Origin of the sequence: Curtobacterium sp. MR_MD2014 (genome assembly GCF_000772085.1) — a bacterium.
Taxonomy (GTDB): domain Bacteria; phylum Actinomycetota; class Actinomycetes; order Actinomycetales; family Microbacteriaceae; genus Curtobacterium.
The window spans coordinates 3,208,887-3,223,362 of sequence record NZ_CP009755.1 but is presented as its reverse complement, the minus strand read 5'-3'; the positions used below and the strand labels follow the sequence as shown (position 1 = coordinate 3,223,362).

The window sequence follows — 14,476 nt, the reverse complement described above, 5'->3', positions numbered from 1 at the left end:
CAGAGGAGGAACGAAATGGTGGAGTCGATCGCACGCGTGCGACACATCCGCGTCACGCCTCAGAAGGCCCGTCGCGTCATCGAGCTGATCCGCGGCAAGCAGGCCCACGAGGCCCTCGCCATCCTGAAGTTCGCCCCCCAGGGCGCTTCGGAGCCCGTGTACAAGCTGGTCGCCTCGGCGATCGCGAACGCACGTGTCAAGGCGGACTCGACGAACAGCTTCCTCGACGAGCGCGACCTCTACGTGAGCCGCGTCTTCGTCGACGAGGGCACGACCCTGAAGCGGTTCCAGCCGCGTGCCCAGGGCCGCGCCTTCCGCATCAACAAGCGCACCAGCCACATCACGGTCGTCCTCGCGACGCCGGACGAGGCCGAGGCTGCCGCGACGAGCAAGAAGGCGAGCAAGTAATGGGCCAGAAGGTCAACCCGTACGGCTTCCGTCTCGGGATCACGACGGACCACGTCTCGCACTGGTTCACCGACAGCACGAAGGCCGGTCAGCGCTACGCCGACTACGTGGCCGAGGACATCAAGGTGCGCGAGTACCTGAAGAAGACCCTCGACCGCGCCGGTGTCGCCCGCATCGAGCTCGAGCGCACCCGTGACCGCGTCCGCGTGGACATCCACACCGCGCGTCCGGGCATCGTCATCGGTCGCCGTGGCGCCGAGGCGGAGCGCGTCCGTGGCGAGCTCGAGAAGCTCACCAAGAAGCAGATCCAGCTCAACATCCTCGAGGTCAAGAACCCCGAGACCGAGGCCCAGCTCGTCGCGCAGGGCATCGCCGAGCAGCTCTCCGCTCGTGTCGCGTTCCGTCGCGCCATGCGCAAGGGCCTGCAGGGTGCACAGCGTGCCGGCGCCAAGGGTGTCCGCATCCAGGTGTCGGGCCGTCTCGGCGGCGCCGAGATGTCCCGCTCGGAGTTCTACCGCGAGGGCCGCGTGCCCCTGCACACGCTCCGCGCGAACATCGACTACGGCTTCTACGAGGCCCGGACCACGTTCGGCCGCATCGGCGTGAAGGTCTGGATCTACAAGGGCGACATCACGAACAAGGAGCTCGCTCGCGAGCAGGCGAACCAGCGTTCGTCGCGCCCCGAGCGTCGTGGCGGCCCGCGTGGCGAGCGCGGCGACCGTGGGGACCGCCGTGGCGGCGACCGCGGCGGCCGTCAGCAGCAGGCTCCGCAGGACGCGCCGGCCGGCGCAGGAGTTGAGGCGTAACCATGCTTATCCCCCGTCGAGTCAAGCACCGCAAGCAGCACCACCCGAAGCGTTCGGGCCAGGCGACGGGCGGCACCAAGGTGTCGTTCGGCGACTTCGGTATCCAGGCGCTCACGCCCGCCTACGTGACCAACCGTCAGATCGAGTCCGCTCGTATCGCCATGACGCGTCACATCAAGCGTGGCGGCAAGGTCTGGATCAACATCTACCCGGACCGCCCGCTCACCAAGAAGCCGGCTGAGACCCGCATGGGTTCCGGTAAGGGCTCGCCCGAGTGGTGGGTCGCCAACGTCAAGCCGGGTCGTGTGCTCTTCGAGCTCTCCGGCGTCAGCGAGGACATCGCCCGTGAGGCGCTGACCCGTGCAATCCACAAGCTGCCCCTCAAGGCACGCATCATCAAGCGCGAGGAGGGCGACGCATAATGGCGATCGGTTCCAAGGAGCTCCGTCCGACGGAGCTCGACACCTTCGAGAACGAGCGTCTCGCTGACGAGCTGAAGAAGGCCAAGGAGGAACTCTTCAACCTCCGCTTCCAGTCGGCCACCGGCCAGCTGGAGAGCCACGGTCGTCTCCGCGCCGTCAAGCGCGACATCGCACGCATCTACACGGTCCTCCGTGAGCGCGAGCTCGGCATCCGTGCCACCCCCGCGCCCGTCGAGACCGCCACCAAGGCCAAGAAGACGAAGAAGGCTGACAAGCCCGCCGAGTCGACCGAGGCCGCTACCGCCGAGGAGAACTGATGGCGAACGAAGAGAACAACTCCGCCGCCTCGACCCGCGGCTACCGCAAGACGCGTCGCGGCTACGTGACGAGCGACAAGATGGACAAGACCATCGTGGTCGAGGTCGAGGACCGCGTGAAGCACGCGCTCTACGGCAAGATCATCCGTCGCACGTCCAAGGTGAAGGCGCACGACGAGCTCGGCACCGCCGGTGTCGGCGACCTCGTCGTGATCAGCGAGACCCGTCCCCTCAGCGCCTCCAAGCGCTGGCGCCTGGTCGAGATCCTCGAGAAGGCCAAGTAGGCCCCGGCCTGCTTCGGAATAGGAGACAGCAGTGATTCAGCAGGAATCCCGCCTGAAGGTCGCCGACAACACGGGTGCCAAGGAGATCTTGACCATCCGCGTGCTCGGTGGCTCGGGTCGTCGCTACGCCGGCCTCGGTGACGTCATCGTCGCCACGGTGAAGGACGCCATCCCCGGCGGCAACGTGAAGAAGGGTGACGTCGTCAAGGCGGTCATCGTTCGCACCAAGAAGGAGACCCGTCGTCAGGACGGCTCCTACATCAAGTTCGACGAGAACGCGGCAGTGATCCTCAAGGCCGACGGCGACCCGCGCGGTACGCGCATCTTCGGGCCGGTCGGTCGTGAGCTCCGTGACAAGAAGTTCATGAAGATCATCTCGCTCGCGCCGGAGGTGCTGTAAGCCATGGCGAACATCAAGAAGGGTGACCTCGTCCAGGTCATCACGGGAGCCAAGCAGGAGCGTGGCGGCGACCGTGGCAAGCAGGGCAAGGTCATCGAGGTCCTCAAGGACAAGAACCGTGTCGTCGTCGAGGGCGTGAACTTCGTCACGAAGCACGTCCGCGTCGGCCAGACGCAGCGCGGGTCGAAGACCGGTGGCGTCGAGCAGCACGAGGCTCCGATCCACGTGTCGAACGTCGCCATCGTCGACCCGAAGACCAAGAAGCCGACCCGCGTCGGCTTCCGCATCGAAGAGGTGGAGAAGGACGGCGTCAAGAAGACCGTCCGCGTCCGCTACGCCAAGAAGTCGGGTGAGAAGCTCTGATGACCGACACGACTGCCGCGCCGGAGACCAAGGTCGAGCCGCGCCTCAAGCAGAAGTACAAGAACGAGATCAAGGCTGCCCTCACCGAGCAGTTCGGGTACGCGAACGTCAACCAGGTCCCCGGCCTGGTCAAGGTCGTCGTGAACACCGGTGTCGGTGAAGCAGCTCGTGACTCGAAGGTCATCGAGGGGGCCGTCAAGGACCTCACGGCGATCACGGGTCAGAAGCCGGTCGTGACGAAGGCCCGCAAGTCCATCGCGCAGTTCAAGCTGCGTGAGGGTCAGGCCATCGGCGCGCACGTCACCCTCCGTGGTGACCGCGCGTGGGAGTTCATCGACCGCCTCGTCACCCTCGCACTGCCCCGCATCCGCGACTTCCGCGGGCTCAGCGACAAGCAGTTCGACGGCAACGGCAACTACACGTTCGGTCTCACGGAGCAGTCGATGTTCCACGAGATCGACCAGGACCGCATCGACCGCGTGCGTGGCTTCGACATCACCGTCGTGACCACCGCGAAGACGGACGACGAGGGCCGCGCGCTGCTCCGCCAGCTCGGCTTCCCGTTCCGTTCGGCCGACCAGACGGTCTAAGCTAGTCCGGGCGCTGCGGGCCGGAGGATTCACGTCCTCCGGCCCGCACGCACGAACACCGGCCGACGGCGACAGCCGCCGGCCCCCAGGTCTCCGGGATCCGCTCGGAGACCACCCGATCGCTCAGGTCGGCATTCGTGGAACGGGTGTCGAAACCAGGCGAAGAATGGACGACCATCATGACGATGACCGATCCGGTCGCAGACATGCTGACCAGATTGCGGAACGCGAACTCGGCGCACCACGACGCCGTCTCGCTCCCCAGCTCCAAGCTGAAGAAGAACATCGCCGAGATCCTCAAGCGCGAGGGCTACATCAGCGAGTGGAAGATCGAGGACGCCCGCGTCGGGCAGACCCTCACGATCGACCTGAAGTACGGCCCCGAGCGCGAGCGTTCGATCGCCGGCATCAAGCGCGTCTCGAAGCCCGGTCTCCGGGTCTACGCGAAGTCGACGGAGCTCCCCCAGGTCCTCGGTGGCCTCGGCGTGGCGATCCTCTCGACCTCGTCGGGACTGCTCACCGACCGTGAAGCCGAGCAGAAGGGCGTGGGTGGGGAAGTCCTCGCCTACGTGTGGTGATCGACAATGTCTCGAATCGGACGTCTTCCCATTGACATCCCCGCGGGTGTGACCGTCGCCATCGACGGCCAGACCGTCGCGGTCAAGGGCCCGAAGGGCGAGCTCGCGCTCACCGTCGCAGAGCCCATCCAGGCCAAGGTCGAGGAGAACCAGGTCCTCGTCACCCGTCCGGACGACGAGCGCAGCTCGCGTGCGCTGCACGGCCTGACCCGCACCCTCATCGCGAACAACATCGTCGGCGTGACCCAGGGCTACTCCAAGGGCCTCGAGGTCGTCGGTACCGGTTACCGCGTCGCGGCGAAGGGCAGCAACGTCGAGTTCGCGCTCGGCTACTCCCACCCCATCACGGTCGAGCCGCCGGCGGGCATCAGCTTCGCCGTCGAGGGCAACAACAAGCTCACCGTGTCGGGCATCGACAAGCAGGCCGTCGGCGAGGTGGCTGCCAACATCCGCAAGCTGCGCAAGCCCGAGCCCTACAAGGGCAAGGGTGTCCGCTACGCGGGCGAGATCGTGCGCCGCAAGGCCGGAAAGTCAGGTAAGTGATCATGGCTCTCGGTATCCGAGGAAAGAGCAAGTCGGCCGCCAAGGCGCGCCGTCACAACCGTCTCCGCAAGAAGATCACCGGCACCGAGGCGCGTCCGCGTCTCGCCGTCACCCGTTCGTCGCGTCACGTGTTCGTCCAGGTCATCGACGACGCGAAGGGCCACACCCTGGCCAGCGCGTCGACGATGGAGGCCGACCTCCGTTCGTTCGACGGCGACAAGACGGCCAAGGCCCGTCGCATCGGCGAGCTCGTCGCCGAGCGTGCGAAGGCCGCTGGCGTCGAGGCCGTGGTCTTCGACCGCGGTGGGAGCAAGTACGCCGGTCGCGTCGCCGCGATCGCCGATGGTGCCCGTGAAGGAGGGCTGAACCTGTGAGCGACATCGCGAACAACAACGAAGCGGCCGAGACCGAGACCGCTGCTGCGACGGAGACCGTCGCCAAGGCCGCGGCCGGCAAGGAAGCGGAAGCCCCTGCCGTCGCCGAGCGTCCGGTCGAGACCGCCGCGGGCTCCGCGTCGAACAACCGTGACAACGCCGACCAGCGCGGCCGTCGTGGTGGCGGGCGTGACCGTCAGCAGGGTCGTGACCGCAACAACCGCGGTGGCGACAGCCAGTTCCTCGAGCGCGTGGTGACCATCAACCGCGTGTCGAAGGTCGTCAAGGGTGGTCGTCGCTTCAGCTTCACGGCGCTCGTCGTCGTGGGTGACGGCAACGGCCTCGTCGGTGTCGGCTACGGCAAGGCGAAGGAAGTCCCCACCGCGATCTCGAAGGGGGTCGAGGAGGCGAAGAAGAACTTCTTCCGCGTCCCGCGCGTCGGCAACACCATCCCGCACCCGGTGCAGGGTGAGGCCGCTGCCGGTGTCGTGCTCCTGCGTCCGGCCGCTGCCGGTACCGGTGTCATCGCCGGTGGTCCGGTCCGCGCCGTGCTCGAGTGCGCCGGCATCCACGACGTCCTGAGCAAGTCGCTCGGCTCGTCGAACACCATCAACATCGTGCACGCGACCGTCGAGGCGCTGCAGCAGCTCGAGGAGCCCCGCGCGGTCGCGAGCCGTCGTGGCCTCGACGTCGACCGGGTCGTCCCGGCCCGTCTGCTCCACGCCGAGGCTGCGGCGCTGCGTGCCGCGACCGAGAAGGCAGGTGCGTGATGGCGATGCTGAAGATCACGCAGACGAAGTCCGTTATCAGCGAGAAGCAGTACCAGCGCGACACCCTGCGCAGCCTGGGCCTCAAGCGCATCGGCCGTACGGTCCTGCGTGAGGACAACGCCCAGAACCGCGGGTACATCGCGACGGTGGCGCACCTCGTGAAGGTCGAGGAGGTCGACGCATGAGCGACGAGAAGAACGAGCGGGTCCAGGTGCTGAAGCTGCACCACCTCCGTCCGGCTGCCGGTTCCAAGAAGGACCGCACCCGTGTCGGCCGTGGTGAGGGCTCGAAGGGCAAGACCGCCGGCCGTGGTACCAAGGGCCAGAAGGCTCGTTACCAGGTCAAGGTCGGCTTCGAGGGTGGGCAGATGCCGCTGCACATGCGCACCCCGAAGCTCCGCGGGTTCAAGAACCCGTTCCGCGTCGAGTACCAGGTCGTGAACCTGGACAAGATCGCGGAGCTCTACCCCAACGGTGGCGACGTCACCGTCGCGGACCTGGTCGCCAAGGGCGCCGTCCGCAAGAACGAGAAGGTCAAGGTTCTCGGTCAGGGTGACATCAGCGTGAAGCTCACGGTCTCGGTCGACAAGGTCTCGGCGTCCGCCGCCGAGAAGATCGTGGCTGCTGGCGGAACCGTCTCCCAGTAACCCCCGTCGGCGGCCCGTGCGTTTGCGCACGGGCCGCCGTTACGGTTTCCTTGACAGTGGCTGACGTCCGTCGGCCAGGTCGGCGCTGCCGATCGACACCGTGAAGACCCCGATCGGGTCGCCGGTCCCAGAAGTTCGGAGTCCTCGTGTTCAGAGCGGTCGCGCGCATCATGCGCACCCCAGATCTTCGCAAGAAGATCGGCTTCACCCTCGCGATCATCGCGCTGTTCCGTCTCGGGTCGTACATCCCCGCGCCGTTCGTCGACTACGCCGCCGTGCAGAGCTGCCTGGCGAGCGCCGGCTCCTCGGGTGGGCTCTACGACCTCATCAACCTCTTCTCCGGCGGCGCGCTGCTGAAGCTGTCGGTCTTCGCGCTCGGCATCATGCCGTACATCACGTCGTCGATCATCGTGCAGCTCCTGCGCGTGGTGATCCCGCACTTCGACGCCCTCTACAAGGAGGGCCAGTCCGGCCAGGCGAAGCTGACGCAGTACACGCGCTACCTCACCATCGCGCTCGGTGTCCTGCAGTCGACCACCCTCATCACGGTCGCGCGCTCGGGTGCCCTCTTCGGCACGAACGCGTCGGCGTCCTGCTCGTCGATCATCTCGAACGACAGCTGGTACGCGATCATGCTCATGGTCGTCACGCTGACCGCCGGTACCGGCCTGATCATGTGGATGGGCGAGCTCGTCACCGAGCGCGGCATCGGCAACGGCATGTCGCTGCTCATCTTCACGTCCATCGCCGCGCAGTTCCCGTCGGCCCTGTGGGCGATCGAGCAGTCGCAGTCCTTCGAGCTCTTCCTGTTCGTCATCCTCGTCGGTCTGGTCATCATGATGGCCGTCGTCTTCGTCGAGCAGTCGCAGCGACGCATCCCGGTGCAGTACGCCAAGCGCATGGTCGGGCGCCGCACCTACGGCGGCAACAACACCTACATCCCGATCAAGGTGAACATGGCCGGCGTCGTGCCCGTCATCTTCGCCTCGTCGCTGCTGTACCTGCCGGCCCTGGTCGCGCAGTTCAACCAGCCCTCGGACGGCTCGGAGCCGGCCGCCTGGGTGACCTGGATCCAGAACAACCTGACCTCGGGTGACAACTGGTTCTACATGGTCCTGTACTTCCTGCTCATCGTCGGGTTCACGTACTTCTACGTCGCGATCACCTTCAACCCCGAAGAGGTCGCCGACAACATGAAGAAGTACGGCGGCTTCATCCCGGGCATCCGGGCCGGCCGTCCGACGGCCGAGTACCTCGACTTCGTCCTGACCCGGGTGACGTTGCCCGGCTCGCTCTACCTCGGTCTCATCGCGCTCATCCCGCTGGCAGCACTGGCGCTGTTCGGCGCGAACCAGAACTTCCCGTTCGGCGGCGCGAGCATCCTCATCATCGTGGGTGTCGGTCTCGAGACCGTGAAGCAGATCGACTCGCAGCTGCAGCAACGTCACTACGAAGGGCTTCTCCGTTGAGCGCACGCCTCATCATCGTCGGACCTCCCGGAGCCGGGAAGGGCACCCAGGCCGGTCGCATCGCCGAGGGCTTCGGCGTCCCCGCGATCTCCACGGGTGACATCTTCCGCAAGAACGTCTCCGACGGCACACCGTTGGGCGTGCAGGCCAAGGCGATCATGGACGCGGGGAACTACGTCCCCGACGAACTGACGAACGAGCTCGTCAAGTCGCGCCTCGCCGAGCCGGACGCCGAGCAGGGCTTCCTGCTCGACGGCTACCCCCGCACGGTGGGCCAGGTCGAGTACCTCGACGCGCTGCTCGCGGAGCAGGGCGCCGCGATCGACGCCGTCGTGCAGCTCGTCGCCGACCAGGACGCGCTCGTCGCGCGGCTCCTGAAGCGCGCCGAGGACCAGGGGCGCAGCGACGACAACGAGGAGACCATCCGGCGTCGCCAGGAGGTCTACACGGAGCAGACCGCGCCGATCGTCGCGGCGTACGCCGAGCGCGGTCTCGTGGTCGACGTGGACGGCCTCGGCGGCATCGACGAGGTCGGGGACCGCATCCAGGCGGCGCTCAGCTCGCGCGGCCTCACCGCGGGCGTCTGACACCCCTCGTGCGTCGTCGCAAGCCCTCGATCTACAAGTCGCCGGAGGAGCTCCGCGCGATGGTCCGTCCCGGACTGCTCACCGAGGCCGCGCTCGTCGCGGTCCGTGCTGCGATCCGCCCGGGCGTCACCACGGGCGAGCTCGACGCGATCGCCGAGCGGACGATCCGCGAGGGCGGTGGCGTCCCGAACTTCCAGCTCGTCCCGGGCTACCGGCACACCCTGTGCGTGTCCGTGAACGACGAGATCGTCCACGGGATCCCCGGCGAACGCGTACTCGAGCCGGGCGACATCGTCTCGGTCGACGCCGGTGCAGAGGTCGACGGGTGGAACGGTGACAGCGCCTTCACGACGGTGCTCCCCGGCGGCGACGCTCCCGTGACGGCGGCGCGCCAGATGCTCTGCGACACCACGGAGCGCTCGCTCTGGCACGGCATCGCGGCGCTCGCACACGCACGGAACCTCAACGAGGTGGGCGCGGTGATCGAGGACGCCATCGACGAGACGGGCGCCTGGGGCATCGTCGAGGACTTCACGGGGCACGGGATCGGCCGGTCGATGCACGAGGACCCGCCCGTCTTCAACTACCGGGTCCGCGGTGCCGGTCCGGCGGTCCGGCCCGGTCTGGTCGTGGCGATCGAACCGATGGTGACGGCCGGGACGATCGACAGCTCCACGGACGACGACGACTGGACGATCAGGACCCTCGACGGTTCCGACGCGGCGCACTGGGAGCACTCGGTGGCCGTGCACGCCGACGGCATCTGGGTGCTCACCGCATCGGACGGCGGCGCCTCCGGCCTCGTGCCGCTCGGCGTCACGCCCGTCCCCGTTCCGTAGGGCGTCCGGACGCGTCCGGTCCGTGACCGGTGACCGCGAGGTCGGCCGGGAGGCGCGGTGCGACTCCGCGCACCGGCCCGGCCACGTCGATGGCCGGGCCGACGCCGGGACCGCTCCGCGCGCGACCGCGCCGGTCCCCGACGGGCTGAGTTCCCGACGGGTTCAGTCCCCGACGCGCTCAGTCCCCGACGCGCTCAGTTCCCGACGGTGCAGGTCTGCTCGGACGCCGACTGACCGGAGATGCTCGAGGGCAGCGGGGTCGCCGTCGGCGTCCCGGCAGCGGTCGCCGTACCCGTGGGCGTCCCGGTCGCAGCTCCGCTCGCCGCATCGTCCCCCGCGGCCGGCGCGTCGGACGCCGGCGCGTCGCTCCCCGGGGTGCCCGCCGCGGTCGGGGACTCCTCCGACGCCCGGCCGGTGGACGAGTCGCTCAGCGAGGTCTTGCGGTCCTGCTGCAGCACGACGTTGAGGTCGTGCGCCGCCGCCTCGTCGACGAGCACGTGCGCGGTGTCGGAGGGGTCGTCGACGACCGGGTACTGCACGAACAGCATGTCCGAGGTGCTCATGCCCCGCAGGGTCGAGGCGAGTCCGACGAGGGTGCGGGTCTGCGCCAGGCCGTCGGAGAGCGTCATGTTCGACAGCGCCGCACCGGCCAGCTTGTAGAGGGTCACCGGGTTCGACAGGGTGCCGTCCGAGGTGACCTTCCGGAGCAGGGCGGACAGGAAGACCTGCTGGGAGCTGATGCGCGCGAGGTCGCTGCCGTCACCGACGCCGTGCCGGCTGCGCAGGAACGCGAGCGCGTCCTGGCCGGCGAGGGTGTGCTGACCGGCCGAGAGCTGCAGGCCGGTGTACGAGTCGTCGATGGGCTTCGCGACGCAGACGTCGACGCCGCCCACGGCGTTCGACATCTCGATCACACCGTCGAAGGTGATGAGTCCGGCGTAGGGGATCGTCAGCCCGGTCAGGTTCTCGACCGTGTCCACGGCGCAGGAGATCCCACCGTGCCCGAGGGACTCGTTGATGAGCTCGCTGTCCACGGCCGGGTACGAGGTGCCCGTCTCGGGGTTCGTGCACGCCGGGATCGGGACCTTGAGGTCGCGGGGGAAGCTGACGGCCGTGAGCTGCTGGTGGTCCTGCGAGATGTGGACGAGGATCGTCACGTCGTTCCGGGCGCCCTCGACGTTCTCGTCCGAGTCGAACTGCCCGACGCGGGTGTCGCTGCCGAGGAGCAGGATGTTCGCGCCGCCCTGCATCGCCGTGATGTCGGCGGTCTTCGCGGTGTTCTGGTCGTCGGTGCTGAGCTCGACCGTGTGCGGTGCCGCGGCGAGCTGTGCGCCGGCGATCGCCGCGACGCTCGTGCCGCTGACCAGGACGACGGCGACCGTGGCCGCGACGAACCCCAGCAGCGTGCCCCATCCGCGACGGCGCGGCAGTCGACCGTGACGGGCGAGGGGGCGGCGGGGCGCGTCAGGCACGTGGTCTCCGATCGGTTCTCCGGCGCGGGCGTCCGGGGTTCAGCGACGGCCAGGCTACGGCGACGGGCCCGTTCCGGACCTCGGAAGCGGCCGCTGATCCACTGTGGACCGTTCAGCTCCGGACGGCGAGCCCCAGACGGAGGGTCGCGGCCCGACCGGCACTTGGCAATCTGCGCCTGATCGCATAGGGTTGATCTTTGGTGTGTCATGCCCTTCGGCGTGGCGCCCGACCCGCAGACCGGCTCGGGGATCACACCGGTAATCCAACCAAGCGACAGTGAGGCTATGGCCAAGAAAGACGGCGTCATCGAGATCGAAGGCTCGGTGCTCGAAGCTCTGCCCAACGCGATGTTCCGCGTTGAGCTGACCAACGGACACAAGGTCCTCGCGCACATCTCCGGGAAGATGCGCCAGCACTACATCCGCATCCTCCCCGAGGACCGCGTGATCGTGGAGCTGAGCCCGTACGACCTGACCCGCGGCCGGATCGTCTACCGCTACAAGTGATCCGCGAGCTGGAAAGGAACGGCTCGGCGAACCCGCCGGGCACGAAGCCAGCGAGCAACAGGAAGCAATCATGAAGGTCAACCCCAGCGTCAAGCCCATCTGCGAGCACTGCCGTGTCATCCGCCGCAAGGGCCGCGTCATGGTGATCTGCAAGAGCAACCCGCGCCACAAGCAGCGCCAGGGCTGAGCTCCCAGCAGGACCCACAACTCAACACTGAACACGCAGTACCAGAACTCCGCCACTGACCTCGGTCGTCGGCGGGGGGACACCTCGGGGCGGAGGCCCGGGCACCGGTACTGCGCCACACCTCCACCGAAAACAGGAGCAGCCAGAACATGGCACGTCTAGCAGGCGTCGACATCCCGCGCGAGAAGCGCGTGGAGATCGCACTCACGTACATCTACGGCGTCGGCCGTACCCGCGCGGTCCAGGCACTCGCCGAGACCGGTATCTCCGGTGACATCCGCGTCAAGGACCTGACCGACGACCAGCTCGTCGCCCTCCGTGACTTCATCGAGGGCAACTTCAAGGTGGAGGGTGACCTCCGCCGCGAGGTCGCCGCCGACATCCGCCGCAAGGTCGAGATCGGTAGCTACGAGGGTCTCCGCCACCGTCGTGGTCTCCCGGTGCGTGGTCAGCGCACCAAGACCAACGCGCGTACCCGCAAGGGACCGAAGCGCACCGTGGCAGGCAAGAAGAAGGCCCGATAGGAGATCATCATGGCTACCCCCAAGACTGCCGCGCGCAAGCCGCGTCGCAAGGAGAAGAAGAACGTCGCCGTGGGCCAGGCCCACATCAAGAGCACGTTCAACAACACCATCGTCAGCATCACCGACCCGTCGGGTGCCGTCCTCAGCTGGGCGTCCTCGGGTGCCGTGGGCTTCAAGGGTTCGCGCAAGTCGACGCCGTTCGCGGCGCAGCTCGCCGCCGAGTCCGCTGCGCGTCAGGCGCAGGAGCACGGCGTCAAGAAGGTCGACGTCTTCGTCAAGGGCCCGGGCTCGGGTCGCGAGACCGCGATCCGTTCGCTCCAGGCCGCTGGCCTCGAGGTCGGCTCGATCAACGACGTCACCCCGCAGGCGCACAACGGCTGCCGCCCGCCGAAGCGTCGCCGCGTCTGACGCGAGGAGCAACCGGCCGTTCCCCGCTCGTCCCCTGACCGGGGCGAGCGGGGCCGGCCATTCCTGGTCGTTCGATCGCGTACGTCGGGCCCTCCCGGCCCCGCGCTGCGCGTGATCACAACTCAACAGACCCGTCGGGGCCCGGTCGGTCCCGTCGTACCGCCGAGTGTCATATAGCGGACACTCCGCCGAAAGGAATCCCACAGTGCTCATTGCACAGCGCCCCACCCTGACCGAGGAGTCGATCTCCGAGCACCGCTCGCGCTTCGTCATCGAGCCGCTCGAGCCGGGCTTCGGTTACACCCTCGGCAACTCGCTGCGCCGCACGCTCCTCTCCTCGATCCCCGGCGCGGCTGTCACCAGCATCCGCATCGACGGCGTCCTCCACGAGTTCAGCACCGTCCCCGGTGTCAAGGAAGACGTCACCGAGATCATCCTCAACATCAAGAGCCTCGTCGTCTCCAGCGAGCACGACGAGCCGATCACCGCGTACCTGCGCAAGCAGGGTGCCGGTCAGGTCACCGCGGCGGACATCTCCGCCCCGGCCGGCGTCGAGATCCACAACCCGGACCTCGTCATCGCGACCCTGAACGACACCGCGCGCTTCGAGCTGGAGCTGACGATCGAGCGTGGCCGCGGCTACGTCTCGGCGACCCAGAACCGTTCGGAGTTCAGCGAGGCCGGGCAGATCCCGATCGACTCGATCTACTCGCCGGTCCTCAAGGTCACCTACCGCGTCGAGGCGACGCGTGCCGGTGAGCGCACGGACTTCGACCGCCTGGTCGTCGACGTCGAGTCGAAGCCGGCGATCACGCCGCGCGACGCCATCGCGTCGGCCGGTCGCACGCTGGTCGAGCTGTTCGGTCTCGCCCGCGAGCTGAACACGGCGGCCGAGGGCATCGAGATCGGCCCCGCGCCGGTCGACGCGGTGCTCTCGAACGAGCTGCAGACCCCGATCGAGGACCTCGACCTGTCGGTGCGCAGCTACAACTGCCTCAAGCGGGAGGGCATCAACACGGTGTCCGAGCTCGTCGCCCTGTCGGAGACGCAGCTCATGAACATCCGCAACTTCGGTCAGAAGTCGGTGGACGAGGTCAAGGACAAGCTCACCGAGCTCGGCCTGTCCCTCAAGGACACCGTCCCCGGATTCGACGGCGCCCACTTCTACAGCGGGTACGACGAGGACGAGTCCAACAACTGACCTCGCGCTCACGCGCACGCGCACCGATGAGTCGGTGCGCACCACCATCACCACTGGAGAACTGACATGCCGAAGCCCACCAAGGGCCCCCGCCTCGGTGGCGGCCCCGCCCACGAGCGCCTGCTCCTGAGCAACCTCGCCAACGCCCTCTTCACGCACGGTCGCATCACGACCACCGAGACGAAGGCCAAGCGCCTGCGTCCCGTCGCCGAGCGTCTCATCACGTTCGCGAAGCGTGGCGACCTGCACGCGCGTCGTCGTGTGATCGCCCAGCTGCGCGACAAGTCCGTCGTGCACACGCTGTTCACGGAGATCGCCCCGCAGGTCGAGGACCGTCAGGGCGGCTACACCCGCATCACGAAGCTCGGCTTCCGCAAGGGTGACAACGCGCCGCTCGCCTCGATCGAGCTCGTCCTCGAGCCGGTGTCGAGCACGCCGGCCCCGGTCAAGCGCGACGCGGCCCCGGCTGCTGCCGCCTCGGCCGAGGAGACCCCGGCCGAGGAGACCCCGGTCGAGTCCACGGAGACGACCGAGGAGTCCGCTCCCGTCGAGGCCGAGACCGAGACCCCGGCTGCCGCCGAGGTCGAGGCCGACGCCGAGGCGAAGTCGGACGACGCCAAGTAGGTCCAGCACCACCACACGGAACCCCCCGCGACCCACGTCGCGGGGGGTTCCGTCGTCCCCGCGGACGGCGTGGCGACGGACGGGAGGCGCGGGGCGGGGCCGCCACGAGCCTCCCGTCCGGAGCGCACCCGCGTCCGCTCCCAGCGTCGCCGCCGTA

At 68.1% G+C, this 14,476-nt stretch carries 24 protein-coding genes; 23 read left to right on the top strand and 1 reads right to left on the bottom strand.

What is annotated here, in order from left to right; translation table 11 throughout:
- Window positions 1-15: 15 nt before the first annotated feature.
- The 17 genes from rplV (at window position 16) to map (ending at window position 9,396) form a co-directional block, all read left to right on the top strand.
- A complete protein-coding gene (rplV, locus tag NI26_RS14945) occupies window positions 16-408 on the top strand; it encodes a 50S ribosomal protein L22 (RefSeq protein WP_056121420.1) in 393 nt (130 codons plus the stop codon).
- Window positions 408-1,214: a 30S ribosomal protein S3 gene (rpsC, locus tag NI26_RS14940; RefSeq protein ID WP_066657031.1), complete on the top strand. Its 807-nt coding sequence runs from the start codon at window positions 408-410 to the stop codon at window positions 1,212-1,214. The genes rplV and rpsC overlap by 1 nt, the downstream gene beginning before the upstream one ends.
- A gap of 2 nt (window positions 1,215-1,216) precedes the next feature.
- A complete protein-coding gene (rplP, locus tag NI26_RS14935) occupies window positions 1,217-1,636 on the top strand; it encodes a 50S ribosomal protein L16 (RefSeq protein ID WP_066657030.1) in 420 nt (139 codons plus the stop codon).
- Window positions 1,636-1,953: a 50S ribosomal protein L29 gene (gene rpmC, locus NI26_RS17225; RefSeq protein ID WP_058728265.1), complete on the top strand. Its 318-nt coding sequence runs from the start codon at window positions 1,636-1,638 to the stop codon at window positions 1,951-1,953. Before rplP ends, rpmC begins: the two co-directional genes overlap by 1 nt.
- Window positions 1,953-2,237 carry a 30S ribosomal protein S17 gene (gene rpsQ, locus NI26_RS14925; RefSeq protein ID WP_066657023.1) on the top strand — a complete coding sequence of 95 codons (285 nt, stop codon included), beginning with the start codon at window positions 1,953-1,955 and terminating at the stop codon, window positions 2,235-2,237. Before rpmC ends, rpsQ begins: the two co-directional genes overlap by 1 nt.
- 31 nt (window positions 2,238-2,268) lie before the next feature.
- Window positions 2,269-2,637, top strand: a complete 369-nt coding sequence (gene rplN / locus NI26_RS14920; protein WP_017885523.1) for a 50S ribosomal protein L14 — start codon at window positions 2,269-2,271, stop codon at window positions 2,635-2,637.
- A 3-nt stretch (window positions 2,638-2,640) separates the two neighbouring features.
- Window positions 2,641-3,000 carry a 50S ribosomal protein L24 gene (rplX, locus tag NI26_RS14915; RefSeq protein ID WP_066657021.1) on the top strand — a complete coding sequence of 120 codons (360 nt, stop codon included), beginning with the start codon at window positions 2,641-2,643 and terminating at the stop codon, window positions 2,998-3,000.
- Window positions 3,000-3,590, top strand: coding sequence for a 50S ribosomal protein L5 (gene rplE, locus NI26_RS14910; protein WP_066657018.1), 591 nt, complete (start codon window positions 3,000-3,002; stop codon window positions 3,588-3,590). Before rplX ends, rplE begins: the two co-directional genes overlap by 1 nt.
- Before the next feature lie 179 nt (window positions 3,591-3,769).
- A complete protein-coding gene (gene rpsH / locus NI26_RS14905) occupies window positions 3,770-4,168 on the top strand; it encodes a 30S ribosomal protein S8 (protein WP_065960021.1) in 399 nt (132 codons plus the stop codon).
- A 6-nt stretch (window positions 4,169-4,174) separates the two neighbouring features.
- On the top strand, window positions 4,175-4,711 hold the full coding sequence (gene rplF, locus NI26_RS14900; protein ID WP_066657016.1) for a 50S ribosomal protein L6: 537 nt from the start codon (window positions 4,175-4,177) through the stop codon (window positions 4,709-4,711).
- Window positions 4,712-4,713: 2 nt separating this feature from the next.
- Window positions 4,714-5,085, top strand: a complete 372-nt coding sequence (rplR, locus tag NI26_RS14895) for a 50S ribosomal protein L18 (protein ID WP_066657014.1) — start codon at window positions 4,714-4,716, stop codon at window positions 5,083-5,085.
- On the top strand, window positions 5,082-5,855 hold the full coding sequence (rpsE, locus tag NI26_RS14890; RefSeq protein WP_081985128.1) for a 30S ribosomal protein S5: 774 nt from the start codon (window positions 5,082-5,084) through the stop codon (window positions 5,853-5,855). Before rplR ends, rpsE begins: the two co-directional genes overlap by 4 nt.
- Entirely contained in the window at window positions 5,855-6,040 is a 186-nt protein-coding gene (gene rpmD, locus NI26_RS14885; protein WP_031273241.1) for a 50S ribosomal protein L30, read from the top strand. Before rpsE ends, rpmD begins: the two co-directional genes overlap by 1 nt.
- The gene (rplO, locus tag NI26_RS14880) at window positions 6,037-6,501 is read left to right on the top strand and encodes a 50S ribosomal protein L15 (RefSeq protein ID WP_066657012.1); all 465 of its coding nucleotides are present in this window, start codon (window positions 6,037-6,039) and stop codon (window positions 6,499-6,501) included. The genes rpmD and rplO overlap by 4 nt, the downstream gene beginning before the upstream one ends.
- A gap of 146 nt (window positions 6,502-6,647) precedes the next feature.
- Window positions 6,648-7,970: a preprotein translocase subunit SecY gene (gene secY / locus NI26_RS14875; protein WP_066657008.1), complete on the top strand. Its 1,323-nt coding sequence runs from the start codon at window positions 6,648-6,650 to the stop codon at window positions 7,968-7,970.
- Entirely contained in the window at window positions 7,967-8,557 is a 591-nt protein-coding gene (locus NI26_RS14870) for an adenylate kinase (protein WP_066657006.1), read from the top strand. The genes secY and NI26_RS14870 overlap by 4 nt, the downstream gene beginning before the upstream one ends.
- A gap of 59 nt (window positions 8,558-8,616) precedes the next feature.
- Window positions 8,617-9,396, top strand: coding sequence for a type I methionyl aminopeptidase (gene map, locus NI26_RS14865; RefSeq protein WP_066658771.1), 780 nt, complete (start codon window positions 8,617-8,619; stop codon window positions 9,394-9,396).
- A 194-nt stretch (window positions 9,397-9,590) separates the two neighbouring features.
- Here the strand turns inward: map and NI26_RS14860 are convergent, their stop codons facing one another.
- On the bottom strand, window positions 9,591-10,868 hold the full coding sequence (locus NI26_RS14860) for an LCP family protein (RefSeq protein WP_066657002.1): 1,278 nt from the start codon (window positions 10,866-10,868) through the stop codon (window positions 9,591-9,593).
- Between the two features lie 285 nt (window positions 10,869-11,153).
- Between NI26_RS14860 and infA the strand changes: the two genes are divergently transcribed.
- The 6 genes from infA to rplQ all read left to right on the top strand — a co-directional run bounded on the left by infA (window position 11,154) and on the right by rplQ (window position 14,319).
- Window positions 11,154-11,375 (top strand): translation initiation factor IF-1, encoded by a 222-nt coding sequence (gene infA, locus NI26_RS14855; protein WP_017885509.1) that lies wholly within the window; start codon window positions 11,154-11,156, stop codon window positions 11,373-11,375.
- A gap of 70 nt (window positions 11,376-11,445) precedes the next feature.
- Complete coding sequence (rpmJ, locus tag NI26_RS14850; RefSeq protein WP_022903266.1) at window positions 11,446-11,562, top strand: 50S ribosomal protein L36; 117 nt, start codon at window positions 11,446-11,448, stop codon at window positions 11,560-11,562.
- A 149-nt stretch (window positions 11,563-11,711) separates the two neighbouring features.
- Window positions 11,712-12,086, top strand: coding sequence for a 30S ribosomal protein S13 (gene rpsM / locus NI26_RS14845; protein ID WP_058728274.1), 375 nt, complete (start codon window positions 11,712-11,714; stop codon window positions 12,084-12,086).
- A 9-nt stretch (window positions 12,087-12,095) separates the two neighbouring features.
- Complete coding sequence (gene rpsK, locus NI26_RS14840; protein WP_017885507.1) at window positions 12,096-12,494, top strand: 30S ribosomal protein S11; 399 nt, start codon at window positions 12,096-12,098, stop codon at window positions 12,492-12,494.
- Window positions 12,495-12,699: 205 nt separating this feature from the next.
- Window positions 12,700-13,695, top strand: coding sequence for a DNA-directed RNA polymerase subunit alpha (locus NI26_RS14835; protein WP_066656999.1), 996 nt, complete (start codon window positions 12,700-12,702; stop codon window positions 13,693-13,695).
- Window positions 13,696-13,761: 66 nt separating this feature from the next.
- The gene (rplQ, locus tag NI26_RS14830; RefSeq protein ID WP_066656996.1) at window positions 13,762-14,319 is read left to right on the top strand and encodes a 50S ribosomal protein L17; all 558 of its coding nucleotides are present in this window, start codon (window positions 13,762-13,764) and stop codon (window positions 14,317-14,319) included.
- Window positions 14,320-14,476: the final 157 nt, after the last annotated feature.